The 24710-nt window shown below is 74.2% G+C and carries 19 protein-coding genes and 1 pseudogene; 7 read left to right on the top strand and 13 right to left on the bottom strand.

The window, feature by feature from the left end; all coding sequences use genetic code 11:
- Window positions 1-99 precede the first annotated feature (99 nt).
- Window positions 100-2646 (top strand): aminopeptidase N, encoded by a 2547-nt coding sequence (gene pepN, locus ACFVQZ_RS13735; RefSeq protein WP_383621862.1) that lies wholly within the window; start codon window positions 100-102, stop codon window positions 2644-2646.
- Between the two features lie 142 nt (window positions 2647-2788).
- On the top strand, window positions 2789-3793 hold the full coding sequence (locus ACFVQZ_RS13740) for a hypothetical protein (RefSeq protein WP_383621865.1): 1005 nt from the start codon (window positions 2789-2791) through the stop codon (window positions 3791-3793).
- Window positions 3794-3796: 3 nt separating this feature from the next.
- On the opposite strand, the gene ACFVQZ_RS13745 is transcribed toward ACFVQZ_RS13740, so the two are convergent.
- The 5 genes from ACFVQZ_RS13745 to ACFVQZ_RS13765 all read right to left on the bottom strand — a co-directional run bounded on the left by ACFVQZ_RS13745 (window position 3797) and on the right by ACFVQZ_RS13765 (window position 7598).
- On the bottom strand, window positions 3797-4954 hold the full coding sequence (locus ACFVQZ_RS13745; protein WP_383621868.1) for a serine hydrolase domain-containing protein: 1158 nt from the start codon (window positions 4952-4954) through the stop codon (window positions 3797-3799).
- Between the two features lie 135 nt (window positions 4955-5089).
- On the bottom strand, window positions 5090-5557 hold the full coding sequence (locus ACFVQZ_RS13750) for an NUDIX hydrolase (RefSeq protein WP_030494051.1): 468 nt from the start codon (window positions 5555-5557) through the stop codon (window positions 5090-5092).
- 38 nt (window positions 5558-5595) lie between these two features.
- Entirely contained in the window at window positions 5596-6159 is a 564-nt protein-coding gene (locus tag ACFVQZ_RS13755; protein ID WP_051787682.1) for an HPP family protein, read from the bottom strand.
- 57 nt (window positions 6160-6216) lie between these two features.
- Window positions 6217-7098: a pyridoxamine 5'-phosphate oxidase family protein gene (locus ACFVQZ_RS13760; RefSeq protein ID WP_030494049.1), complete on the bottom strand. Its 882-nt coding sequence runs from the start codon at window positions 7096-7098 to the stop codon at window positions 6217-6219.
- A 44-nt stretch (window positions 7099-7142) separates the two neighbouring features.
- The gene (locus ACFVQZ_RS13765; protein WP_030494048.1) at window positions 7143-7598 is read right to left on the bottom strand and encodes a VOC family protein; all 456 of its coding nucleotides are present in this window, start codon (window positions 7596-7598) and stop codon (window positions 7143-7145) included.
- 137 nt (window positions 7599-7735) lie between these two features.
- Here ACFVQZ_RS13765 and ACFVQZ_RS13770 point away from each other — a divergent pair, with 137 nt between their 5' ends.
- A complete protein-coding gene (locus ACFVQZ_RS13770) occupies window positions 7736-8278 on the top strand; it encodes a CGNR zinc finger domain-containing protein (protein ID WP_030494047.1) in 543 nt (180 codons plus the stop codon).
- Between the two features lie 221 nt (window positions 8279-8499).
- Window positions 8500-11811, top strand: a pseudogene (locus ACFVQZ_RS13775) (S8 family serine peptidase); the annotation flags it as partial.
- Window positions 11812-12589: 778 nt separating this feature from the next.
- Here the strand turns inward: ACFVQZ_RS13775 and ACFVQZ_RS13780 are convergent.
- Entirely contained in the window at window positions 12590-13063 is a 474-nt protein-coding gene (locus tag ACFVQZ_RS13780) for a sigma-70 family RNA polymerase sigma factor (RefSeq protein WP_051787710.1), read from the bottom strand.
- Window positions 13064-13237: 174 nt separating this feature from the next.
- Here ACFVQZ_RS13780 and ACFVQZ_RS13785 point away from each other — a divergent pair, with 174 nt between their 5' ends.
- Together ACFVQZ_RS13785 and pepN (ACFVQZ_RS13790) are read left to right on the top strand one after the other, a co-directional pair.
- Window positions 13238-14254: an aspartate-semialdehyde dehydrogenase gene (locus ACFVQZ_RS13785; RefSeq protein WP_030494043.1), complete on the top strand. Its 1017-nt coding sequence runs from the start codon at window positions 13238-13240 to the stop codon at window positions 14252-14254.
- Between the two features lie 141 nt (window positions 14255-14395).
- A complete protein-coding gene (pepN, locus tag ACFVQZ_RS13790; protein WP_383621875.1) occupies window positions 14396-16975 on the top strand; it encodes an aminopeptidase N in 2580 nt (859 codons plus the stop codon).
- Between the two features lie 70 nt (window positions 16976-17045).
- Here the strand turns inward: pepN (ACFVQZ_RS13790) and alc are convergent, their stop codons facing one another.
- From alc to ACFVQZ_RS13810, 4 genes are read right to left on the bottom strand one after another with little or no spacing between them, the layout of a single operon-like run.
- Window positions 17046-18170: an allantoicase gene (gene alc, locus ACFVQZ_RS13795; RefSeq protein ID WP_383621878.1), complete on the bottom strand. Its 1125-nt coding sequence runs from the start codon at window positions 18168-18170 to the stop codon at window positions 17046-17048.
- 58 nt (window positions 18171-18228) lie between these two features.
- Complete coding sequence (locus ACFVQZ_RS13800) at window positions 18229-19155, bottom strand: LysR family transcriptional regulator (RefSeq protein ID WP_383621881.1); 927 nt, start codon at window positions 19153-19155, stop codon at window positions 18229-18231.
- 10 nt (window positions 19156-19165) lie between these two features.
- On the bottom strand, window positions 19166-20134 hold the full coding sequence (locus tag ACFVQZ_RS13805) for a DMT family transporter (RefSeq protein ID WP_383621884.1): 969 nt from the start codon (window positions 20132-20134) through the stop codon (window positions 19166-19168).
- A 5-nt stretch (window positions 20135-20139) separates the two neighbouring features.
- Entirely contained in the window at window positions 20140-21117 is a 978-nt protein-coding gene (locus ACFVQZ_RS13810; protein ID WP_383621887.1) for an EamA family transporter, read from the bottom strand.
- Between the two features lie 136 nt (window positions 21118-21253).
- Here ACFVQZ_RS13810 and ACFVQZ_RS13815 point away from each other — a divergent pair, with 136 nt between their 5' ends.
- The gene (locus ACFVQZ_RS13815) at window positions 21254-21796 is read left to right on the top strand and encodes a MarR family transcriptional regulator (RefSeq protein ID WP_321192640.1); all 543 of its coding nucleotides are present in this window, start codon (window positions 21254-21256) and stop codon (window positions 21794-21796) included.
- Window positions 21797-21940: 144 nt separating this feature from the next.
- On the opposite strand, the gene ACFVQZ_RS13820 is transcribed toward ACFVQZ_RS13815, so the two are convergent.
- From ACFVQZ_RS13820 to ACFVQZ_RS13830, 3 genes are read right to left on the bottom strand one after another with little or no spacing between them, the layout of a single operon-like run.
- Window positions 21941-22171, bottom strand: coding sequence for a hypothetical protein (locus tag ACFVQZ_RS13820; protein ID WP_030494036.1), 231 nt, complete (start codon window positions 22169-22171; stop codon window positions 21941-21943).
- Between the two features lie 20 nt (window positions 22172-22191).
- Window positions 22192-24279: a 4-alpha-glucanotransferase gene (malQ, locus tag ACFVQZ_RS13825; RefSeq protein WP_030494035.1), complete on the bottom strand. Its 2088-nt coding sequence runs from the start codon at window positions 24277-24279 to the stop codon at window positions 22192-22194.
- A gap of 1 nt (window position 24280) precedes the next feature.
- Window positions 24281-24517, bottom strand: a complete 237-nt coding sequence (locus ACFVQZ_RS13830) for a hypothetical protein (RefSeq protein ID WP_383622238.1) — start codon at window positions 24515-24517, stop codon at window positions 24281-24283.
- Window positions 24518-24710: the final 193 nt, after the last annotated feature.

A 24710-nucleotide genomic window follows, 5' to 3' on the forward strand; every position in this document is an offset into this window, starting at 1 on the left:
GCGCAACACCACCGGGTCGCCGCGGCATTCCCGTGCGCCCGGTGAAAGGTGCGCATGGGAGGATCGGTCCTGTTTCGAACACGCCACGAAGGAGTGACCGTGCCCGGTGAGAACCTGACCCGCGACGAGGCCCACGAGCGGGCGGCGCTGCTGTCCGTCGACGGCTACGAGGTCGCCCTCGACCTGCGTTCGGCGGTCGGCGAGCCGGCGGAGGCGGTCCGCACCTTCCGCTCGGTGACGACGATCCGCTTCCGCCGCACCGGCGACGGCGACCGCACCTTCGCGGACCTGATCGCCCCGTCGGTCACCTCCGTCACCCTCAACGGGCGGGAGCTCGACCCGGCCGTCGTCTTCGACGGCTCCCGGATCGCCCTCGACGGGCTGGCCGACGACAACGTGCTGGTCGTCGACGCCCAGTGCGCGTACAGCCGCACCGGCGAGGGCATGCACCGGTTCGTCGACCCCGAGGACGGCGAGGTGTACCTGTACACCCAGTACGAGCCGGCCGACGCCCGCCGCGTGTACGCCAACTTCGAGCAGCCCGACCTCAAGGCGCCGTACCGCTTCGAGGTGACCGCGCCCGACGGGTGGACGGTGTGGAGCAACGGCGCCGGCGAGCGCGGCGCCGACGGCGTGTGGCGGTTCGCCGAGACGAAGCCGATCTCCACGTACATCACCTGCGTGGTGGCCGGCCCGTACCACTACGTCACCGACACCTACCGGCGCGGCGACGTCGAGATCCCGCTCGGCGCGATGTGCCGCAAGGGGCTGGCGAAGCACTTCGACGCGGACGACGTCTTCCTCGTCACCAAGCAGGGCTTCGACCTCTTCCACGAGCTCTTCGACTTCCCGTACCCCTTCGGCAAGTACGACCAGGCCTTCGTGCCCGAGTACAACCTCGGCGCCATGGAGAACCCCGGCATGGTCACCTTCACCGAGGAGTACGTCTACCGGGGCAAGGTCACGCGGGCGGCGTACGAGCGGCGCGCCAACACGATCCTGCACGAGATGGCCCACATGTGGTTCGGCGACCTGGTCACCATGGTCTGGTGGGACGACCTGTGGCTGAAGGAGTCCTTCGCCGACTTCATGGGCTCCTTCGGGCTCGCCGAGGCCACCCGCTTCACCGACAGCTGGGTGACCTTCGCCAACAACCGCAAGGCGTGGGCCTACCGCGCCGACCAGCTGCCGTCCACCCACCCGATCACGGCCGACATCCGTGACCTGGAGGACGCCAAGCTGAACTTCGACGGCATCACCTACGCCAAGGGCGCCTCCGTCCTCAAGCAGCTCGTGGCCTACGCGGGCCGGGACGCCTTCCTGGAGGGCGCCCGCCGCTACTTCCAGCGGCACGCCTACGGCAACACCCGTCTGAACGACCTGCTGGCGGTGCTGGAGGAGACCTCCGGCCGGGACATGCGGGCCTGGTCGAAGTCCTGGCTCCAGACCTCCGGCGTCAACGTGCTCGCCCCCGAGGTCACCTACGACGCCGAGGGCCGGATCACCGAGCTCGCCGTCCTCCAGGAGGGCGGCGAGCTGCGCCCGCACCGGATCGCCGTGGGCCTCTACCGGCTCACCGACGGCGAGCTCGTCCGGTACGCGCGCGTGGAGGCCGACGTCGCCGGCGTCCGGACCGTCGTCGACGGCCTGGCCGGCACGGACCGCCCCGACCTCATCCTCGTCAACGACGACGACCTCACCTTCTGCAAGGTCCGCTTCGACGAGGGCTCGCTGGACACGCTCCGCGCGCACCTCGGCGACATCACCGACCCGCTGGCCCGCGCGCTGTGCTGGTCGGCGCTGTGGAACCTGACCCGCGACGGGCTGATGCCGGCCCGCGACTTCGTCGCCGCCGTCCTCGCCTTCGCGGGCCGCGAGACCGACATCGGCGTCCTCCAGATGGTGCACGCCTGGGCACGGACCGCCGTCACCCACTACGCGTCGCCCGCCTGGCGCGCGGAGGGCGGCCGGCTGCTCGCCGAGGGCGGGCTGCGCGAGCTGCGGATCGCCGAGCCGGGCAGCGAACACCAGCTGACCTGGGCGCGGTTCTTCGCCGCGACCGCGTCCTCCGACGCCGACCTCCAGCTGCTGGAGGGGCTGCTGGCCGGCACCGCCCGGATCGACGGCCTCGACGTCGACCAGGAACTGCGCTGGGCGCTGCTCGCCCCGCTGGCCGAGCACGGCCGCGCCGACGAGGCGCGGATCGGCGCGGAGCTGGCCCGGGACGACACCGCGAGCGGCAAGCGCCACCAGGTGCGGCTGCTCGCGTCCCGCCCGTCGGCGGCGGTCAAGGCGCAGGCATGGGCGCAGGTCGTCGAGTCGGACGCGCTGTCGAACGCGCTGGCCGGTGCGGTGATCGCCGGGTTCGCGCAGCCCTCGCAGCGGGAGCTGACCGCCCCGTACACGGAGAAGTACTTCGCGGTGATCGAGCGGATCTGGGCCGAGCGGTCGATCCAGATCGGCATGGACGTGGTGCGGGGGCTGTTCCCGGCGCTCCAGGACCGTCCGGAGACCCTGGCGGCGACGGACGCGTGGCTGGCGGAGCACGCGGACGCGGCGCCGGCGCTGCGGCGGCTCGTCCTGGAGGCCCGCGACGACCTGGCCCGGGCGCTGCGGGCGCAGGAGTGCGACGCGCTGGAGGACTGACGCGTCCCGGCTGCCGGGAGGGGGCCGCACGCCGCCCCTCTCGGCAGTCGAACGCGCGTACTTTAGTGCCGTCTTGTCCGGGTTGGGCAACACCCGTGTAACAGGCCGTTAGGACCGGACCGGGGGGCGGAAGACCCCCGGCATGAACCACGACACCCCCTTCCCCTCCGCCCCCCGCCCCCTCTCCGCCCCCGCGGGTCTCACCCAACGGCTCGCGTCGACCGCCCAGTTGAGGGCGATGGGCGTGCCCGCCGCCGAGGTCGCCGGACGGGCGGCGGGCGGCGACTGGCAGCAGGTGCTGCCGGGCGTCTTCCTGCTGCACCCCGGCGCGCCGACCGGCGACGACCGGCTGCGGGCCGCGCTGCTGTACGCCCGCCGGGACGGCGGGGCGCCGCTGCACGGCCCGGGCGCGATGATCACCGGGCTGGCCGCGCTGGCCCTGCACGGCTTCGCGTCCGCTCCCCCGCCGGCCGCCCTGGACCGGATCGACGTCCTGGTGGGGCGGACCCGGCGGCTGCGGTCGACGGGGTTCGTGCGGGTGGTGCGGGCGCCGGAGTCGCCGGAGCCGGTGGAGCTCGACGGGCTGCCGGTGGCGCCGGTGGCGCGGGCGGTCGCGGACGCGGTGTCGGGGCTGCAGGACGCCGAGACCGTCCGCCGGCTGATGACCGAGGCGGTCCGCGGCGGTCACTGCGAACCCCCGGTGCTGGTGCGGGAGTTGAGCCGGTCGCGGCTGCTGACCCGGTCGCACGTGGTGGACGCGGTGGACTCGCTCCTGGTGGAGGGGCGGGCGCTGTCGGAGGAGCGGCTGTACGAGATGGTGCGGGACTTCGCGCTGCCGGACCCGGTGTGGAACGTGGACCTGCGGCTGCCGGGCGGCCCGCACCTGGGCGGCGTGGACGCGTACTGGCCGGACCAGGCGGTGGCGGTGGAGCTGGACACCCGGGCGCCTCGGCAGGACGAGGACGCCCTGTGGTCCGAGTACACCCGCAAGCGGGAGCATCTGGAGCGGCTGGGCATCACGGTGGTCCATCTGACCCCGCGCAAGCTGCGGGAGTCGATGGAGCGGCAGGCCACCGTGGTCCGCACGGCGCTGATGGCCGCGTCGGACCGGCAGCCCGCCGCCTACGTCGTGGTGCTGCCCCGGTGAGCGCTACTTCTTCGCCGGGAGGGTGCCGCAGAACTCGGCGTCGATGATCGCCTGGGTGTCGCCGGTCCAGTCGGCGTTGATGTTGGCGGCGAGGGTGTGCCGGCCGTCGCGGGTGGTGTACGCCTCGGAGAGGGAGCCGTGGATGCCGCCGCCGTGGCCCCAGACCTCGGTGCCGCAGCTCAGCTTCTGCCAGGAGATGCCGAGGCCGTAGCGGTAGCCCGGGTGCTGGTCGGAGACCGGCACGGTGGCGGTGAGTTCGCGCATCTCGGCCTTCGGGAGGAGCCGGCCCCTGAGGAGGGCGCGGTAGAAGGTCTGGAGGTCGTTCGCGTCGGAGATCATCTCGCCGGCGGCGTGGGCGAGGGAGGGGTTGAGCTCGGTGACGTCGTGGACGGTGGAGCTCTTCGGGTCGAGGGTGGAGTACGCGGGGCTGCTGGGGTCCGGCACGGTCGCCCGGGTGCCGGGGACGCTGGTGGCGCGGAGCTTGAGCGGCTTGATGATCCGGTTCTCGACGGCCTTGCCGTAGGGGCGGCCGGTGACCTTCTCGATGACCAGGCCGGCCAGGACGAAGTTGGTGTTGGAGTAGGACCAGGACGTGCCGGGGGCGAACGCGGGGGCGTGGGCCATGGCGATGCCGACCAGGTCGCGCGGGTTCCAGGTGTCGTAGCGGTGCCGGAGGAAGCCGGGGCCGAAGACCTTCTGCTGGAAGCCGGGGTCCTCGGTGTAGCTGTAGACGCCGCTGGTGTGGTTGAGGAGCTGGCGGACGGTGATCTTCGCGCCGTCGTGGCCGTTGCCGCGGACCAGGCCGGGGAGCCACTTCTCGACCGGGTCGTCGAGGTCGATCCGGCCCTCGGCCTGGAGCTGGAGGAGGACGGTGGCGGTGAAGGTCTTGGTGATGGAGCCGACGCGGAAGCGGTCGTCGCCGCCGCGCTCGCCGGCGGTGCCGGTCCAGGAGCGGCCGTCCACCCGGGCCTGGGCGACGGCGCCGGGGACGCCGGCGTCGGCGTTGGCCCGGAGCGCGGCCTGGGTGGCGGCGTGGTCCGGCTTCGCGGGGGCGGCCGGCGCGGCGGCGAGGGCGGGGGCGGCGAGCGCGGTGACGGTGAGGCCGGCGGCGAGCGCCCCGGCGACGACGGTGCGGGCGGTGCGGGTGCGGGTGCTGGTCATGTGGTCCCGTTCTCCCTGGTCCGGTGCTGCGGTCGGCGGGAAGGACCCGGGGCGGGGCGGGAGGGTTGAGCGGGTTGCTCCGGTTGAGCGCGTTCCGGCCATTCTCGGCGGGCGGGTGAGCGGCGGGGGCGGCGGTCAGTTGCGGCGGGGGTCGGCGAGCGGGGAGCGGCCGAGGGGCGGGCGGTGGCGCCAGAGGTCGAGGCCGACGTCGACGAGGTGGACACGGGGCAGGCCGGGCACGGCGTCGAGGGGGTGCCAGGCGGCGAGGTCGGTGGAGCCGCCGGTCTCGGGGCGGAGGGTGCCGCCGGTGACGCGGGCCTCGTAGAGGAGCCGGAGGCCCTGCCAGGAGCCGGCCGCGCCGAGCCGGGACTGCCGGTCGCGGACGACCGAGTCGACGCCGAGGAGGGCGACCGGTGCGCAGACGTACCCGGTCTCCTCCCCGACCTCGCGGACGACGGTGGCGACGGGGTCCTCGCCGTGGTCCATGCCGCCGCCGGGCAGGGTCCAGCGTCGGGTGCCGTCCTTGGCGACCCAGCGGGCCAGGAGGACCTCGTCGTCCCGGACGCACACGGCGTAGGCCGCCACCCTCAACTCCTGCTTCATGGGGCGAGGTTAGGGGATGAGGGCGGCGGCGGGACCGGTCAGAGCCAGTAGACGGGGTAGCGGCGGCGGGTGACGCGGGCGGCGAGCAGGCCGACCGCGACGAGCAGGACGCAGGAGGCGAGCAGCAGGCCGGTGAAGGTCCAGAACGGCGGGGCGCCGAGGGCGACGATCACGGCGGTGGCGGCGGCCGGGGAGTGCGGGGCGCGGGCGAGCATCATCACGCCGAGGGCGAGGCCGCCGGCCACGGCCGCGCTCCACAGCCCCGGGCCGGCGACCGCGAGGACCGCGAAGCCGGCGAGCGCGGACAGGAGCTGGCCGCCGACGACCGAACGGGGCTGGGAGAGCGGCAGGTCCGGGGAGGCGGCGACCAGCGCCATGCTCGCGGCGAGCGGCGGTATGAGCAGCGGGTGGTGCAGGACGGTGCCGAGGGCGACGAGCAGGAGCAGCGCGGCGGTGCTGACGGCGGTGGCGAGCAGGACGACCGCGGGGCGCGGGCGGGGCGGCGGTCCGGGGCGTACGGGGGCGGCGGCGGGCGCCGGGGCAGTGGCGGGCGCGGACGGCGCGGGCACGGTGGCCTCGGGAGCCGGGGTGCTGGGGGTCACGGGTTCCTCGGGATCGTGGATCGGGAGTCCGCGTGCGGGCGGCAGGGGGTGCGGGCGTCAGGGGGTGGTCGGGTTCGCCGGGGAGTACTCGGGCGCGGACCAGCGCAGGGGGCTGGCGGCCGGGGTCTCGACGACGCTGTCGACCCGGAAGCGGACGAACCGCTCCCCGGAACGGTATACCGTTTCGGCCCGGCCGCTGACCTGGAGGGTCGTGCCGTTCTCCCAGTCCAGGAAGAGGAGACCGGCCCGGTCGTCGGTCTCCAGGTTGCCGAGTGTGAGGAACATCGCGTTGCCGGGGTAGTCCCGCCAGACCAGCGCGCGGGGGCCGTCGGCGCGGACGAAGCCGGGGTTGCCGCCGCGGTGGCTGGCGTCGGCGCCGTCCGGTCCGACGGTGGCGACGAAGAAGGTGTCGGCCGCCCGGACGGCGGCCAGCTGGGCCTCGGTGAGGGCGTCGCCGACGACGGCGGGCGGGGTGCCGGGGCCGGCCGGGCCGGAGCCGTACAGCTCTCGTTTCTGGAGGTACTTGGGGCAGTTGGCGAAGACCCGCTCGGCCTCGATCAGCAGGCCGCGGGCGCTGGGGCGGGCGGTGCCGTTGAGGCGCATCCGGCGGCGGGTGCGCGGGTCGAGGGCGAGGGTGCCGACGCGGGTCTCGCCGGCCAGGGCCGCCGCCAGCGGGTCGCCGGGGCGGGGCACGGCCGCGACGGAGACGGTGTGCGGACCGGTGGCGCGGGCGAAGCCGGGGTCGCCGGTGAGCAGGCTCGCCCAGACGCGCCCGTCGGGCGCCGCCGCGCCGAGGACCAGCAGGGGCTGGGCCTCCAGGAACGCGGCGGCGACCGGACGGATGCCGGGACGGATGCTCGGGGCGACGTGGGCGGCGGCCTGCTGGACGCCGACCTTCCGCTGCACGGCGAGCGAGCCGTGGTGGTACGCGGTCGACATGGCGGGCCTCCTGAGTAGGTGCGGGTCGCTGTGAGCGGGGTGGGTCAGAAGAAGCCGCAGGTCGGGGCGGTGGCGCTGGGGGCGGGCGCACCTTCGGCGCCCTTGGGGACGGAGATCTCCAGGCGGGTGCCGTCGGGGTCGTGGAAGAAGATGCCGCCGGAGGCCGCGCCCTCGCGGTGGGCGACGACGCCGTCGTAGGCGAAGGTGACGCCCCGCTCCTTGAGGGCCGCCTCGGCCTCGCGGACCTTCTCGATGGACTCGGCCTCGAAGGCCAGGTGGTGCAGGCCGGCCCGGGTCGCGTCGTACCCGTCCCCGGCCTGCTGCCAGAGGGCGACGGCGAGCCTGCCGCCCTGGCCGAGGAAGGCGTAGCGCCGTCCGTCGGCGTCGCCGGTGCCGATCACCTCGAAGCCCAGGACGTCGCCGTAGAAGCGGAGCGAGCGGTCCAGGTCGGTGACGTTGATGCCGATGTGCGCCGTGTTCAGCGTGCCGATCGCGGACATGACGGTCCCCTCGTCGTCGGTCGCCCCCTTCGGGCTAACCGGTTAACTCGACTTTAGAGGTTAGAACTCGGAAGCCGCAACCCGTCACGTACGCTTGAGGGGTTAGATCGCCCGGGGGATCGAGGAGGATGCCCGCCATGCCCGTCACCGATCCGCGGCCGCACACCGGCGAACCGGTCTCCCTGGACCTGCTCAACACCCGCTGGATGCAGGAGGGCGAGCCCCGGGACCTGCTCACCGGCACCGAGGGGCTGGCCGTGTGGCTCGCGGCCAACGGGCTCGACGGGCGCTTCACCGCCGACGAGGCCACGCTCCGCCACACCCGCACCGCCCGCGACGCGCTGAAGGCGCTGGTCGACCGGCCCGGCGACCCGGACGCGGTCGCGGGGCTCGACGCCGTCCTGGAACACGGCCGGATCCGCGCCCTGCTCACCGCCGACGGCCCCGGCGAGCGCCCCGAGTTCGCCGACCCGGCGTGGGGGCCGGCCTGGACCGCCGCCCGCGACTACCTGGACCTGCTGCGCACCGCCCCGGACCGGATCAGGGTCTGCGCGCACGAGGCGTGCGTCCTGCACTTCTTCGACACCTCACGGAACGGCACCCGGCGCTGGCACTCGATGGCCACCTGCGGCAACCGGGCGAAGGCGTCCCGGCACTACGCCCGCACGAAGGACCAGTGAGCCCGGGAGACCCCGAGAGCCCGAGAGTCCCGAACGGTCCGTCGAATCGCCCTCATTGAGGGCGATTCGTGCTTGATGGCGGAGGGTGCGCGGTGGCGGATGTACGCCATGGACACAACAGACCCTCCAGGAACTCTCCACAAATCCCTGTCACTTACGAAAGGCTGAGCGGTCATCCGGTACCGAAATCCGGACCCTCTCTTTCACCAACAGGGATGTAAATGACCACCCCCGAAACGCAGAGCTCCATACCCGGGCGCTCGGCCGGGACCGGGCGGGCGGCCAGGATCGCCGCCGCCGCCGGCCTGGTGACCGCGCTCGTCGCGGCCGGTGCCGCGCCGGTGCTCGCCGCCGACGCCCCCGCGACCAACCCGCCGGTCAAGACCGCGGAGCCCGCCGACAAGCTCGGCGCCCTCGACGCCCAGCGCCTCGCCGAGGCCGAGGCCGCCGGCGAGCCGCACGTCACCGTCCTCGTCGCGACCGCGCCCGGCGCCACCGAGCAGGTCGCCGGCCAGCTCGACGCCGTCCCCGGCGGCTCGGTCGGCAACCGCAACGACGAACTCGGCTACGTCCGCGCGACCCTGCCGACCGACAGGGCCGAGGCCGCGATCAAGGCCGCCGCCAAGCTCTCCACCGTCCAGTCGCTCGACCTCCAGGCCGAGATCAAGCTGGACGACCCGCGTCCCGACGCGGGCGTCACCGGCGCCGTCGAGGGCACCACGGTGACCCGGACCTACCCGGCCCCGTCGAAGAGCACCCCGGCGAAGAACCCGTACAACCCGTCCCACGAGACGGGCGCCGTCGAGTTCGTCGAGGACCACCCGCGCGCCGACGGCCGCGGCGTGACCATCGGCGTCCTCGACTCGGGCGTCGACCTGGCCCACCCGGCCCTGCAGAAGACCACCACCGGCGAGCGCAAGATCGTCGACTGGGTCACCGCCACCGACCCGATCACCGAGAGCGACGGCACCTGGCGCGCCCAGGTCACCCCGGTCGCGGGCCCGGTCTTCACCGCCGCGTCGCAGTCCTGGAAGGCGCCCGCGGGCTCCTACCAGTGGAGCCGCTTCAGCGAGTCCGTCACCGCGGGCGGCGACCCGGCCGGCGACATCAACCGCGACGGCGACACCACCGACACCTTCGGCATGCTGTACGACGCCGCCGCCGGCACCGTCCGGGTCGACACCGACCAGGACTTCGACTTCACGGACAACGAGCCGATGAAGCCGTACAAGGACGGCTACCAGATCGGCTACTTCGGCACCGACGACCCGGCCACCGAGGTCGCCGAGCGCACCCCGTTCGTCGTGGAGATCCGCAAGGACGTCCCGATGGACCCGTACGGCGGCTCCTGGGTCGGCCAGAAGCGCGACTTCGTCAACATCGGCCTCGTCGAGTCCTCGCACGGCACCCACGTCGCCGGCATCACCGCCGCCAAGGGCCTCTTCGGCGGGAAGATGAACGGCGCCGCGCCCGGCGCGAAGATCGTCTCCTCGCGCGCCTGCACCTGGACCGGCGGCTGCACCAACACCGCCCTCACCGAGGGCATGGTCGACCTCGTCGTCAACCGCGGCGTCGACATCGTCAACATGTCGATCGGCGGCCTGCCCGCGCTGAACGACGGCGACAACGTCCGCGCCCGCCTCTACACCCGTCTCATCGACGAGTACGGCGTGCAGCTGGTGATCTCGGCCGGCAACTCCGGCCCGGGCACCAACACGATCGGCGACCCCGGCCTGGCCGACAAGGTCCTCTCGGTCGGCGCGGCGGTCTCCCAGTCGACCTGGGCCGCCAACTACGGCTCGGCCGTCGAGAAGAAGTACGCCATGTTCCCGTTCTCCTCGCGCGGCCCGCGCGAGGACGGCGGCGCCGCCCCGCTGGTCACCGGCCCGGGCTCGGCCGTGAACACCATCCCGACCTGGCAGGCCGGCGCCGGCGTCGCCGAGGCCGGCTACGGCCTGCCCGCCGGCTACGGCATGCTCAACGGCACCTCGATGTCGTCCCCGCAGGTCGCCGGCGCGAGCGCGCTGCTGCTCTCCGCCGCCAAGCAGCGCGGCCTGGAGCTCTCCCCGCTGACCCTGCGCACCGCCCTCACCTCGACCGCGAAGCGGATCCCGGGTGTCGCGGCGCACGAGCAGGGCGCCGGTCTCGTCGACGTCGTCGAGGCGTGGGACTCGATCAAGGACGGGGCGACCGCCCACTCCTACAAGGTCGAGGCCCCGGTCGACACCGTGATCTTCCCGGCCCCGCACACCGGCACCGGCGTGTACGACCGCGAGGGCGGCCTCAAGGCCGGCCAGAAGAAGGTCTACGACGTCACCGTCACCCGCACCAGCGGCCCGGACCGCGCCATCGAGCACGAGCTGGACCTCAAGTACAACGACGGCACCTTCCGGATCCTCGGCGACGACGAGATCGACCTGCCGCTGAACAAGCCGGTCACCGTCAAGCTGGAGGCCCGCCCGAAGACCGCCGGCGTGCACAGCGTGCTCCTGGAGGCCGACGACGAGCGCACCGAGGGCGTCGACAAGCAGATCCTCGCCACCTCGGTCGTCGCGAGCGACCTGGCCGCCCCGGGCTACGGCTTCTCCGCCGCCGGCTCGGTCCAGCGCAACAGCACCAAGTCCTACTTCGTGACCGTGCCGAAGGGCGCGACCTCCCTGGAGGTGCGGATCGGCGGGCTGAAGGAGAAGAGCCAGACCCGGTTCATCGCCATCCACCCGTACGGCGTCCCGGTCGACCCGACCGCGACCACCGGCTGCTACCCGCACTACAACCCGGCGAACACCTGCCGCCCCGACCTGCGCTCCTACGCGAACCCGCAGGCCGGCGTCTGGGAGATCGAGGTCGAGGCGCGCCGCACCTCGCCGGACCTGGACAACCCGTACAAGCTCGACGTCTCCGTGCTCGGCGCCGCCTTCGACCCGGCCGTCCAGACGGTCGCCGAGGCGAAGGTCGGCACCCCGGCCGGCGTCGAGTGGACGGTCACCAACGGCTTCGCCGCGCTCGACGGCAAGCTGAAGGGCGGCCCGCTCGGCTCGCAGAAGTCCGAGACGCCGACCATCCAGCACCACGAGCAGCAGACGAAGACCGTCACCGTCGGTGAGGGTGTGGAGCGGCTCGACATCGCGATCGGCAACACCTCCGACAAGGCCGCCGACCTCGACCTGACCGTGCTGCTGAACGGCGTGCAGGTCGGCCAGTCGGCCGACGGCGACTCGGAGGAGGCCGTCTCCCTCGTCAAGCCGAAGGCCGGCACGTACACCGTCGTCGTCGACGGCTACGCGGTCCACGCCGAGGGCGGCACGACCTACGACTACAAGGACGTCTACTTCTCGCCGTCGCTCGGCACCGTGAAGGTCGACGAGACGAAGACGTTCCCGCTGGCCAACGGCGCCTCGACCAAGGTCCCGGCCGAGGTCGTCGTCGGCGGCCCGGCCCCCGAGGGACGCCAGTTCTTCGGCCAGGTCCAGCTGCTCAACGCCCGCGGCACCGTCGCCGGCACCGGCAGCGTCCTTATCGGCTGCGTCACCCCGAAACACCCCGGCGGTAGGAGGTGGGGGGGGCGTCCGCGCGGACGCCCGCCCCTTCCGCGTTCAGCCCCGGCCGGGGCAGTCGCCGACCCCCTCCCGCAGCCCCTTCGCCACCCACGCGCGGCCGTACTCCAGCTCGTCGCGGACCGGGCCGACGTCCTCGCCGAGCTCGCCGGGCGGCTCCATGTCCTGGCGGAAGGAGAGCACCCCCTCCTCGGGGAAGCGGGAGACGACCACGAGCATCCGGACGCCGGGCCGGTACGACGACGGCTCCGCCGCCCAGCTCCGGAAGACCAGCTCCCGGGCGCCGCCGCCGGCCGGCTTGTACGCGCGCTCCACCCGGAGCACCACCCGGTACTCGCCCTCCCCCTCCAGCGGCTCGACCCGCGCGACGGTGCCCTCGGCGACGTCCGTGGCGCAGGCGACGATCCCCCCGGGGGTGAGCTTCGCGTGGGCCGCGGCGCTGTCGGGGCCGCCGCCCGGCCGCGCGGCCAGCCACGCCCCGCCGGTGCCGAGCACGCCCAGGGCCGCGCAGGCGGCGAGCGCCCAGACCGCGATCCGGCCGCGGCGCCGGGGCCGTACCACCGGAGCCGCGACCGGAGCCGTCGGCACGGGCTCCGCCGTCAGGGCGCCCGCGAGGACACCCAGCCGCGCGCGGATCAGGGCCACGTCCGCCAGGGCGCGGGCGACCTCCGGGTCGTCCCCGGCACCCGGGGGCAGCGGCTCGCCGTCGTCCAGGGACAGCGCCAGCGCCAGCGGGTCCCGCTCCGTGTCGTCCACCTCACACCACCTCGTCCGTGTGGAGCCGCTGCCGCATCGCGCGGACGGCGGCGTGCAGCCTGCTCTTGACGGTCCCCTCCGGGACGCCCAACTCCTCGGCGATCCGGGCCACCGGCAGGTCCGCGTAGAAGCGCAGCACCAGCACCTGCCGCTGCTTCTCCGGCAGCGCCTCCAGGCCGTCCGCGACGGTCAGCGCGAGGAGCCGGGCCTCCTCGCCGCCGGCGCCGCCGGGGGCCGGCAGCGCGGTGAGCCGTGCGCCCAGCCGCTCGTCCCGGCGCCGGGCCCGGTGCCAGTCGGCGGCCACCCGGGTGGCGACGACCGCGCACCAGGCGGCCGGGGAACGCGGCGGCTCCCCCTTCGCGCGCGCCTCCAGGAGCCGCAGCCCCACCTGCTGCACCCCGTCCTGGAGCTCCGCGTACGGCACCCCGCCCAGCGCGAGGACCGCCCGCACCCGGTCCACGAGCGCCGCGTCCATCTGCTCCACCCCGCCTCCTCCCTGCCGGTGACCCCCCTTCGACGCGCGACCGTCCCGGAACGTTCACCCGTCGGACCGCGTCCCGCCCCTCGGACAATGGATTGGACAAGAAACGGCAGGCGGCCCGCATGATGGGGAGCGGCAGCACCTGCACACACGTACGGAGGAGTCCCCGTGAAGGTCGGAATCGTCGGAGCCACCGGTCAGGTCGGCACAGTCATGCGCAAGATCCTGGCCGAGCGGAACTTCCCGGTCGACGAGCTGCGGCTCTTCGCCTCCGCCCGGTCGGCCGGCAAGGTCGTCGACGGCGTCACGATCGAGGACGCGGCCACCGCCGACTACACCGGCCTGGACATCGTGCTCTTCTCCGCCGGCGGCGCCACCTCGAAGGCCCTCGCCGAGAAGGTCGCCTCCCAGGGTGCCGTCGTGATCGACAACTCCTCCGCCTGGCGCCGCGACCCCGAGGTCCCGCTCGTCGTGTCCGAGGTCAACCCGCACGCGGTCAAGGACCGCCCCAAGGGGATCATCGCCAACCCGAACTGCACCACGATGGCCGCCATGCCGGTCCTCAAGCCGCTCCACCAGGAGGCCGGCCTCACCGCGCTGGTCGCCACCACCTACCAGGCCGTCTCCGGCTCGGGCGTGGCCGGTGTCGCCGAGCTGGACGGCCAGGTCAAGGCCGTCGCCGAGCGCGCCGCCGAGCTGGCCCACGACGGCGAGGCCGTGGTGTTCCCCGAGCCCGGCGTCTACAAGCGCCCGATCGCCTTCAACGTGCTGCCGCTGGCCGGCAGCATCGTCGACGACGGCTCGCACGAGACCGACGAGGAGCAGAAGCTCCGCCACGAGTCCCGGAAGATCCTGGAGATCCCCGGGCTGAAGGTCTCCGGCACCTGTGTCCGCGTGCCGGTCTTCTCCGGGCACTCGCTCCAGGTCAACGCCCGCTTCGAGCGTCCGGTCAGCGTCGAGCGCGCCTACGAGCTGCTGAAGGACGCCGAGGGCGTCGAGCTGTCCGAGATCCCGACCCCGCTCCAGGCGGCCGGCAAGGACGCCTCGTACGTGGGCCGCATCCGCGTCGACGAGACCGTCGAGAACGGCCTGGCGCTCTTCGTCTCCAACGACAACCTCCGCAAGGGCGCCGCGCTGAACGCGGTGCAGATCGCGGAGCTGGTGGCGGCCGAGCTCCAGGGCTGAACCCCGTCCCCGCGAAGAACGGCGGTCACCCTTCCGGGTGGCCGCCGTTCTTCCGTGTTCGCCCTGGGAAATGCGCGATGCGCTCGCCGACGGCCCCGTGGAAGGATGGGCCAAACGTCACGAAACCGAGGAGTTGACCGGGTGCCTGGGACCAACCTGACCCGTGAAGAGGCCCAGCAGCGGGCGAAGCTGCTGACCGTGGACGCGTACGAGGTCGAACTGGACCTCACCGGTGCGCAGGAGGGCGGCACCTACCGGTCCGTCACCACCGTCCGCTTCGATTCCGCCGAGGCGAACGCCGAGACCTTCATCGACCTCGTCGCCCCCGCCGTCCACGAGGCCGTGCTCAACGGCCGCTCGCTGGACGTCGCAGCCGTCTTCCGCGACGCGCGGATCGCGCTGCCGCACCTGAAGCAGGGGCGCAACGAGCTGCGGGTGGTCGCCGACTGCGCGTACACCAACACCGGCGAGGGCCTGCACCGCTTCGTCGACCCGGTCGACGGCCAGGCGTACCTGTACACCCAGTTCGAGGTGCCGGACGCGCGCCGGGTCTTCGCCTCCTTCGAGCAGCCGGACCTGAAGGCCACCTTCCAGTTCACCGTGAAGGCGCCGGAGGGCTGGAGCGTCATCTCCAACTCGCCGACCCCGGAGCCGAAGGACGGCGTGTGGGCCTTCGAGCCGACGCCGCGGATCTCCACGTACATCACGGCCCTGATCGCCGGCCCGTACCACTCGGTGCACTCGACGTACAAGGGCCCGGACGGGCAGGTCGTGCCGCTGGGCATCTACTGCCGTCCGTCGCTCGCGGAGTTCCTGGACGCGGACCACATCTTCGACGTGACCCGGCAGGGCTTCGGCTGGTTCCAGGAGAAGTTCGCCTACGCCTACCCGTTCGCCAAGTACGACCAGCTGTTCGTGCCGGAGTTCAACGCGGGCGCGATGGAGAACGCGGGCGCGGTCACCATCCGCGACCAGTACGTCTTCCGCTCGAAGGTGACGGACGCGGCCTACGAGCGGCGCGCCGAGACCATCCTGCACGAGCTGGCCCACATGTGGTTCGGCGACCTCGTGACCATGGAGTGGTGGAACGACCTGTGGCTGAACGAGTCGTTCGCCACCTACACCTCCGTCGCCTGCCAGGCCGCCGTCGAGGGCACCCGCTGGCCGAACGCCTGGACCACCTTCGCCAACGCGGAGAAGACCTGGGCCTACCGCCAGGACCAGCTGCCGTCGACGCACCCGATCATGGCCGACATCAACGACCTGGAGGACGTGCTCGTCAACTTCGACGGGATCACGTACGCCAAGGGCGCCTCGGTCCTCAAGCAGCTCGTCGCCTACGTCGGCCAGGACGAGTTCTTCAAGGGCGTGCAGGCGTACTTCCAGCGCCACGCCTTCGGCAACACCCGCCTGAGCGACCTGCTCGGCGCCCTGGAGGAGACCTCCGGGCGCGACCTGAAGACCTGGTCGAAGGCGTGGCTGGAGACGGCCGGCATCAACATCCTGCGCCCGGAGATCGAGACCGACGAGAACGGCTCGATCACCTCGTTCGCGGTCCGGCAGGAGGCCCCGGCGCTGCCCGCCGGCGCCAAGGGCGAGGCCGTGCTGCGCCCGCACCGGATCGCGATCGGCTTCTACGACCTCGACGCGACCGGCCGGCTGGTCCGCACCGAGCGCCTGGAGCTGGACATCGAGGCGGCGGAGCGCACCGAGGTCCCGGCGCTGGCCGGCAAGGCCCGTCCGGCGGTCGTCCTGCTGAACGACGACGACCTGTCGTACGCGAAGGTCCGCCTGGACGAGGTGTCGCTGCGGAACGTGACCGCGCACCTCGGCGACTTCGCCGAGTCGCTGCCGCGCGCGCTGTGCTGGGCCTCGGCCTGGGACATGACCCGGGACGGCGAGCTGGCCACCCGCGACTACCTGGAGCTGGTGCTGTCCGGCATCGCCAAGGAGTCCGACATCGGCGTGGTGCAGTCGCTCCAGGGCCAGGTGAAGGCGGCCCTCGACCTGTACGCGGCGCCGGACTGGCGCGACGCGGGCCTGGCCCGCTGGACCGAGGCGGCGCTCACCCACCTCAAGGCGGCCGAGCCGGCCAGCGACCACCAGCTGGCGTGGGCGCGGGCCTTCGCGGCGACCGCGCGGACGCCGCAGCAGCTCGACCTGCTCGCCGCGCTGCTGGACGGCCGGGAGACGATCGAGGGCCTGGCCGTCGACACCGAGCTGCGCTGGGCCTTCGTGCAGCGGCTCGCGGCGACCGGCGTCTTCGACGAGCCGGAGATCGCGGCGGAGCTGGAGCGGGACCGCACGGCGGCCGGCGAGCGGCACGCGGCGACGGCCCGGGCGGCGCGGCCGACCGAGGCGGCCAAGGCCGAGGCGTGGGCGGCCGTCGTCGAGGACGACAAGCTGGCGAACGCGGTGCAGGAGGCGGTGATCGGCGGCTTCGTCCAGACCGACCAGCGCGAGCTGCTCGCCCCGTACACGGAGAAGTACTTCGCGTCGATCAAGCGCGTGTCGGAGACCCGCAGCCACGAGATGATCCAGCAGATCGTGGTCGGTCTCTACCCGACGCTCCAGGTCTCCCAGGAGACGCTGGACGCGACGGACGCGTGGATCGCGGCCAACGACCCGGTGCCGGCGCTGCGGCGTCTGGTGACGGAGTCCCGCGCCGGTGTCGAGCGGGCGCTGAAGGCCCGCGCGGCGGACGCGGCGGCGGCGCGGTAACCACCGCCGGCGGGCACGGAGAAGGGGCGCCCTCCCCCATGGGGGCGCCCCTTCGCCGGTTCCTGGGCGCCTACCGGCTCGCGCGGTCGAAGCGGGCGCGCAGGTCGGCGGCGCCCTCCTCGGTCAGGGAGCCGTGCAGGCGCATGCGGGCGACGCCGCCGTCGGGGAAGGCGTCGAGGCGGACGTGGGTCACGACCGCCTGGGCGGGGAGCCTGAAGCGGTGCAGGGTGTCGGGCTGGAGGCGGGTGCGGGGCACGATCTCGAACCACTCGCCGGACTCGCCGTTGCGGCCGTGCAGGGCGATCCAGCCGGCCGAGTTGCCCTTGAGGTAGGCGGTGTCGATCTCGACGGCGCGGACGGCGCCCTGGGCGGGGAGGCGGAAGCGGACCCAGTCGTGGGTGCCGCGGACGCGGCGGCGGCGGTTCTCCCAGCCGTCGTCCATCTTGCGGGAGGTGCCGGGCAGGATGATCTGGGTCGGCGAGGAGTAGAACTTGTCGGAGGCGTCCTCGTACGACCCGCCGTTGAGGACGGAGAGCAGGTCGACCGTGCCGAGCAGGTCCAGCCACTCGGGGTCGGGCAGCACCTCGCCGTGGACGCGGAAGCGGGCGATGCCGCCGTCCGGGTGCTGGCAGAGGCGGACGTGGGTCCAGCGGCGGTCGCTGTCGATCGCGAAGCCGTTGGCGGCGTGGCCGCGGACGGGGGTGGGCGGGACGAGCTCCTCCCACTTGGCGTCGAGGAGTTCCTGCGGGCTGGGGCTGCCCTCGACGGCGGTGGCCTGGACGCTGACCCGCTGCGGGTAGTTGCCGCGGAAGTGGGCGGTGTCGACGATCAGGCCGCGGATGACGCCGGGGGCGCCGAGGCGGACGATCGCCCAGTCGTGGTCCTCGGGGGCCGGGAAGGGGTGCTCGCCGTCGGCGCCGCGGCGGCGGCGGGTCTCCCAGCCGTCCATGATCTTGCCCTTGTGGCCGAAGTGCTCCGGGTCGAAGACGGCCCGCTCGCGGACGAGGAGGTTCTCCCGCTCGGCGAAGAACTCGTCGTTGGCGGCGACGACGCCGCCGCCGAGGCGCCGGTCGGCGAGGTCGACCAGCTCGGTGAAGGGGAAGTCGCCGGTGCGGTAGTCGGCGTACGGGTCGCCTCCGGCGTAGGGGGCGGCGTCGTTGGCGTGCGGGTCCTGGGTGTCCTCGATGGCGGTCATGGTCCGACTGTCCCGCGCCGGAAGCCCGGGGTCCATCGAATGTTTTCGACAGGTCTTTTCAGCTCCGCTGAACGTTCTCGCGCTGGACGGCCGCCTGGCGGAGCGCGGCGAGGACCCGGGCGACCGCCGTGCCCTCCTCGGCGCCGCGCCGCACGGCGGCGACGACGTGGCGGCGCGGCTGGTCGGCGGAGAGGACCCGCATGACGACGCCGGTGCCGCTCCGGCGGTCCGCGGCGGCCATCCGGGGGACGAGCGCGATGCCGAGACCGGCCTCGACCATGGCGAGGATCGCGGTCCAGCCGGAGGCGCTGTGGGCCTGCTCGGGCTGGAAGCCGGCGGCTTCGCAGGCGGCGGTGGTGATCTCGGACCAGGGGCCGGAGCCGCCGAAGATCCAGGGTTCGGCGGCGAGGTCGGCGAGGCGGAGGCCGGGCGCGTCGGCGAGCGGGTGGCCGGCGGGGAGGGCCACGTCGAGGGGGTCGGCGAGCAGCGGCACCCGGCTGAACTGGGGGTCGCGGGCGGTGGGCGCGTGGGCGGCGAGCGAGAGCGCGAGGTCGGCCTCGCCGGCCGTGAGCAGTTCGTACGCCTCCCCCGCCTCGGCCTCGCGGACGCGCACGTCGAGCCCGGGGTGGGCGGTGCGGAGGCGGCGTACGGCGGGGACGAGGAGCGCGGGGACGGAGGTGGAGAAGGCGGCGACGCGGACCTGTCCGGCCTCGCCGCGCAGATAGGCGTCGAGTTCGGCGTCGGCCCGTTCCAGCTGGGCGAAGACGGCCTCGGCGTGGCGCAGGACGAGGTGGGCGGCGTCGGTGAGCCGGACGCGCCGCCCGTGGGCCTCCAGGAGCGGGACGCCGAGCTGCCGGGAGAGGTTGGTGAGCTGCTGGGAGACGGCCGAGGGGGTCATCAGCAGGGTCTCGGCGGTGGCGGTGACGGTGCCCCGGTCGCGCAGGGTGCGCAGGATGTGCAGCTTCTTGATGTCCCACTCGGTCATGGGGCGCAACCTACCGGGCGGAGCTGAGCGCCACTCCGCCGAGGATGAGGACCATGCAGGCGCCGCCGGCCAGGCCGAGCTGTTCGCCGAGGAGGGCGTACGCGAGGAGGGCGGCGCAGACCGGCTGGAGGTAGTAGACGACGCCGGCGCGGGCCGCTCCGATCAGGGAGATCGCCTTGTTCCAGGCGAAGAAGGCGACGGCGGAGGAGCAGACCCCGATGTAGAGCAGCGGGCCGACGGTGCCGGGGGTGGCGGGGAAGCCGCCCTGGACGGCGAGGGAGACGGCGTAGGCGGGGGCGAGCATGAGCGCGCCGAGCACGAAGGTGCCGAAGAGGAAGGCGAGTCCGTCGATCTCGGGCGGCCGGCGCTTGAGCAGGGCGCTGTACGTGGCGAAGGAGAGGGCGGCGGCGAACATCCAGAGGTCGCCGGGGCCGAGGTCGATGGTGAGGGAGCCCTTGCCGACGAGGAGGAGGACGCCGAGGACGGCGACGGCCGTGCCCAGGAGACGGCGGGCGCCGAGCCGTTCGCCGCCGAGCCGGGCGTAGCCGGCCATGATCACCGGGGAGGCGGCCATGATCATGCCCATGTTGGTGGCGGAGGTGGTCAGGCCGGCCTGGTGGACGAGGGTGTTGTAGAGGGTGACGCCGAACAGGGCGGCGAGGGTGGTGTACCCGAGGTGGCGGCGGAGGACGGCGCGCTGCCGCCAGAAGGGGCGGGCGGCGAACGGGGCGACGGCGAGGAGGGCGATGACCCAGCGCCAGAAGACGGCCTGCACGGGCGGGACGGTGTCGGCGAGGTCGCGGGTGGCGACGAAGCTGCCGGACCAGATGACGGTGGCGAGCAGGGCGAGCAGCAGACCGAGACCGGCCCCCTGGGCGAGGGCCGGTCTCGGGGCGGGGGCTTCGGAGGCGGGGGTCTCGGGGGCGGGGGTTCCGGGGGCGGGTTCGGTGGTCGGGCGGCGGGGTGTGGTGAGGGGCATGGGGTCTACCGTCGCACCGCTCGAACCTCCAGGTCCATCGAAACCTTCTGACCGTTCTTTTCAGGAGAACTGAACAGTTCCGGCTCCTCCTCCGGGGCAGGGCCCGGGACTTCCGGGCGGGCGGCGCGCTTCGCGGGGGTCAGCTGGCCGGCGAGGGTGGCGGCGAAGGCGATCGCCATGCCGAGGACCTGCACCGGGCCGAGGGCCTGGCCCAGCGCCGCCCAGCCGATGACGGCCGCGGTGATCGGGGAGAGCGGGCCGAGCAGGGTGGCGGAGGTGGCGCTCAGCCGCTCGATCCCGCGGAACCAGAGGACGTACGAGATCGCGGTGTTGCCGAGGGCGAGGTAGGCGTAGCCCGCGAGGTTCGTGCCGGTGAGGGCCGGCGGGGCGCCCTCGACGAGGAAGGCGACCGGCAGGATGACCAGGCCGCCGGCGGTGAGCTGCCAGCCGGTGAGGGCGAGGGCGCCGACGCCCTCGGGGCGGCCCCAGCGCTTGGTGAAGACGATGCCCGCGGACATCGACAGCGAGGAGAGCAGTCCGGCGCCGACGCCGATCAGGTCGAAGGCGGCTCCGGCCTTGAGGACCACGAGGCTGACGCCGAAGGCGGCGGCGACGGCGGCGAGCAGGGTCCGGGCGGTGGGCTTCTCGCCGAGGAAGAGGGCGGCGAGGCCGACGACGAAGAGCGGGCCGACGGAGCCGACGACGGCGGCGACGCCGCCGGGCAGGCGGTACGCGGCGAGGAAGAGCAGCGGGAAGAAGGCGCCGATGTTGAGCGCGCCGAGGACCGCGGCCTTCCCCCACCAGGCGCCGCGCGGGAGGGTGCGGGTCAGCGCGAGGAGCAGCAGGCCGGCCGGGAGGGCCCGCATGAGGCCGGTGAAGAGAGGCCGGTCGGGCGGCAGGAACTCGGTGGTGACGAAGTAGGTGGAGCCCCAGGAGATCGGGGCGAGGGCGGTGAGCGCGACGACGGCGGCCTTGCGGGACATGGCGGACTCCCCCTGACGCGGTGCGCCCCGGCGGTCCGGAGCACGACTGGCTTGGCGGTAATTAACTTAGCACTAAGCTACTTGCTTGCAAGTGGCTTTCTTGCCATCGAGTGCGCCGGGACGGGAGACTGGGGCCATGAAGAACAGTGGGGCCATGAAGGAGGCCGGGGCCGCGCACGCGCAGCCCCCGGCGCCCGACGCCGTCGACGCCATCACCGACCAGTGGGCCGTGGTCCGCCCCGACCTGGAGACCCTTCCCATGGCGATCTACGGGCGGATCCACCGCCTCTCCGCCGCCGTGCGGAACCAGGTGGACCAGGCGTACAAGCCCTACGGCATGGGGCTCGGGGAGTTCGACGTGCTGGCGACGCTGCGCCGCTCGGGCGAGCCGTACACGCTCTCGCCGCGCGAGCTGACCGCCACCCTGATGATCACCACCGGCGGCATGACCGGCCGGCTGGACAAGCTGGAGAAGGCCGGGCTGCTCACCCGCAGCCCCGACCCGCACGACCGGCGCGGCCTGCGCGTCACGCTCACCGAGCGCGGCCGGGAGCTGGTGGACCAGGCGGTCGGCGCCGGCCTGGAGCGGCAGCGGGAGGCCGTGGAGGCGGCCCTGACCGAGGAGGAGGCGGAGCAGCTGGCCGGACTGCTGCGGAAGCTGCTCGCGGCCACCGCCTGAGGCGCCCCGCCGCCTTCTCCCGGACGGCTGCGGAAGCTGCTCGCGGCCACCGCCTGAGGCGCCCCGTCGCGCGCGCGGGAACGCGCGAGGGCGCCGCGCGGCCGGTGGCCGTGCGGCGCCCTCGGAGACGGGCGGAGGAGGCGGTTACGCCTTCTTGCGGGACTTGTCGAGGACCATCACCAGACCGGCGATGACCAGGAACAGCACCACCGGAAGCGCCACGAAGAGGCCGAGGGTCTCGACGACCTCCAGCTTGGGGGCCGGGTCGTCACCGTCGTCGCGGGTCAGCGCGAGCGCGGGGGACGACATGAGCAGCATCATCAGCGTCGTACCGGCCGCGACGGCGCCGGCGCGCAGGGCGTTCTTCTTGTCCACGGTGCAAAAGTAGCGAACACCTAAACGGCCCGCGCGCCCGGGGGTGCCGTACGGGCCCCGACCCCCTCCGCGACGGTCCGCAGCAGGGCGTGCGCGCGGGGCGAGGCGGCGATCCGCTCCAGGGTCAGCGGCTGCCCGTCGGGGTCCGCCACCGGCAGCCGCCAGTTCGGGTACTCGTCCCAGGTGCCCGGCAGGTTCTGCGGCCGGCGGTCCCCCACCAGGTCCGGCAGCCACACGCCGACCATCCGGGCCGGGGTGCGGGTCAGGAAGCGGTGGACGGCCAGCACCTCGGCCTCCTCGCCGCCCGGGCCCTCCGGGAGCAGCCCGAGCCGCTGGAGGACCCCGAGCCATTCGGCGGTCTCCGCCGCGTCGGCGGCCCGCTCGCGTCCCAGGTCGCCGGGGAGCAGCCCGAGCCGGTGCCGCAGCAGCACGTGGTCGCCGGAGAGCCGGGCGGCGGTGGACGGCAGGTCGTGGGTGGTGGCGGTGGCCACGCAGCCGGGCCGCCACGCCTCCGGCGGCAGCGGCGCGCCGCCGCCCTCCCAGTCCCGCTCGAACCAGAGCACCGACGTGCCGGAGACCCCGCGCGCGGCCAGCGCCTCCCGGACGCCCGGCTCGACCGTGCCCAGGTCCTCGCCGATGACGTGGGCGCCGGCCCGGTGCGCCTCCAGGACGAGGACGGCGAGCATCGCGTCGGCGTCGTACCGGACGTAGGTGCCCTCGGTGGGCTCCCGGCCCTCCGGCACCCACCAGAGCCGGAACAGGCCCATCACGTGGTCGATGCGGAGCGCGCCCGCGTGGCGTAGGAGTTCCCGCAGCAGCCCGCGGTACGGGGCGTACCCGGCGGCGGCGAGGGCGTCGGGCCGCCACGGCGGCAGGCCCCAGTCCTGGCCGCGGGAGTTGAAGGCGTCGGGCGGGGCGCCGACGGACATGCCGGCCGCGTAGTCGCCCTGCCGGGCCCAGACGTCGGAGCCCTCCGGGTGCACCCCGACGGCCAGGTCGTGGACGATGCCGACGGCCATGCCGGCCTCCCGGGCCGCGTCGGCGGCCTCGCCGAGCTGCCGGTCCGTCAGCCAGGCGAGCCGGCAGTGGAAGTCGACCCGGGCGGCCAGCCCCCCGTCCGCGCGGACCGCCGCCCGGGCGCCGTCCGGGGTGCGCAGCGCCTCGGGCCAGGAGCGCCAGTGCGGGCCGTGCCGCTCGGCGAGGGCCTGGTAGGTGGCGTGGTCCTCCAGGGCGCGCCCGCGCTCGGCGAGGAAGTCGTGGAAGTCGGCGCGGCGGCCGGGGCCCAGCTCGACGGCGGCGACGCGCTCCAGGGCGCGGAGCTTGAGCGCCCAGACGGCGTCCCGGTCGACGGCGGCGCCCTTGTCGAGGACGCTCGCGCGCAGTTCGGCGGCGTCGGCGAGGATCCGGTCCAGCTCCTCGCGCGGGCCGGGGGCCAGGTGGGCGTACTCGGGGATCCGCTCGATCCGCAGGTGGACGGGGTCCGGGAAGCGGCGGGAGGAGGGGCGGTACGGCGACGGGTCGGACGGCGCGCCGGGCACGCCCGCGTGCAGCGGGTTGACCTGGACGAAGCCGGCGCCGTGCGCGCGGCCCGCCCAGGACACGAGTTCGCGCAGGTCGCCGAGGTCGCCCATGCCCCAGGAGCGCTCGGAGAGCAGCGAGTAGAGCTGGACGAGCAGGCCGTACGCGCGCGTGGCGGGGGCCGGGACCCGCGCGGGGGCGACGATCAGGGTGGCGCGGCCGGTGCGCCCGTCGGGCGCCTCGGCGTCCACGGTGTGCACGCCCAGCGGCAGCCGCGCCCAGTCGGCGCCGGTGTGCACGGCGCCGCACTCGGTGGTGACCCGGAGCAGGGTCCCGTCCGGCAGCCCGGTCGGCGGGGCGGGCGGCCCGTCGCCGGTGTGCCGGACGAGGGTGGGCGGGAGCAGCCGCTCCCGGTCGGCCCGCTCCGCCGCGCCGAGGGAGGCGGCGACCGCCTCCGGGGTGGCGGCGTCGACCCCGAGGGCGCCGAGCACCGCGATCACGGTGGCCTCGGGCACGGGCCGGACGACGCCCTCGGACGGGCTGAACTCGGTGGCGACGCCGTGTCGGGCGGCGAGGCGGGCCAGGGTCACTTCACGCTCCGGGGGGCTCCGTGCCGCACCGCGCTCCGGGCGCGGCGGGCTCGCTGATGAGGGGGGCGGCGCCGGTGAGGGGCGGCTCGCTGGTGAGGGGGGCGACGCCGGCCAGGGGCGGCTCGCTGGTGAGCGGCGCGGCGGCCGCCCAGGAGGGCTCGCTGGTCAGCGGCGCGGCGGCCGGGGCGGGCGCCGCGCCGGCGGGCGGGGCGTCGGCGGAGGCGGCCTGGCGCGGGATCCGTATCCGTCCGGAGAGGGGGCGGGCGGTCGTGGTCACGGGGGTCTCCCGGTTCGTCTCGACGGGTGGCGGCCGGACGGCGGGTGGCCGCGGCCGGGGTGCGACGAGTGGGAGTCCTACCCACCGCGCCTCGCTTTGCCCCTTTTACCGGGGGAACACGGCGAAAGGACGACAGCTCGCCGGAGGTTCACCG

This window comes from Streptomyces sp. NPDC057854 (assembly GCF_042797055.1).
Lineage (GTDB): Bacteria > Actinomycetota > Actinomycetes > Streptomycetales > Streptomycetaceae > Streptomyces.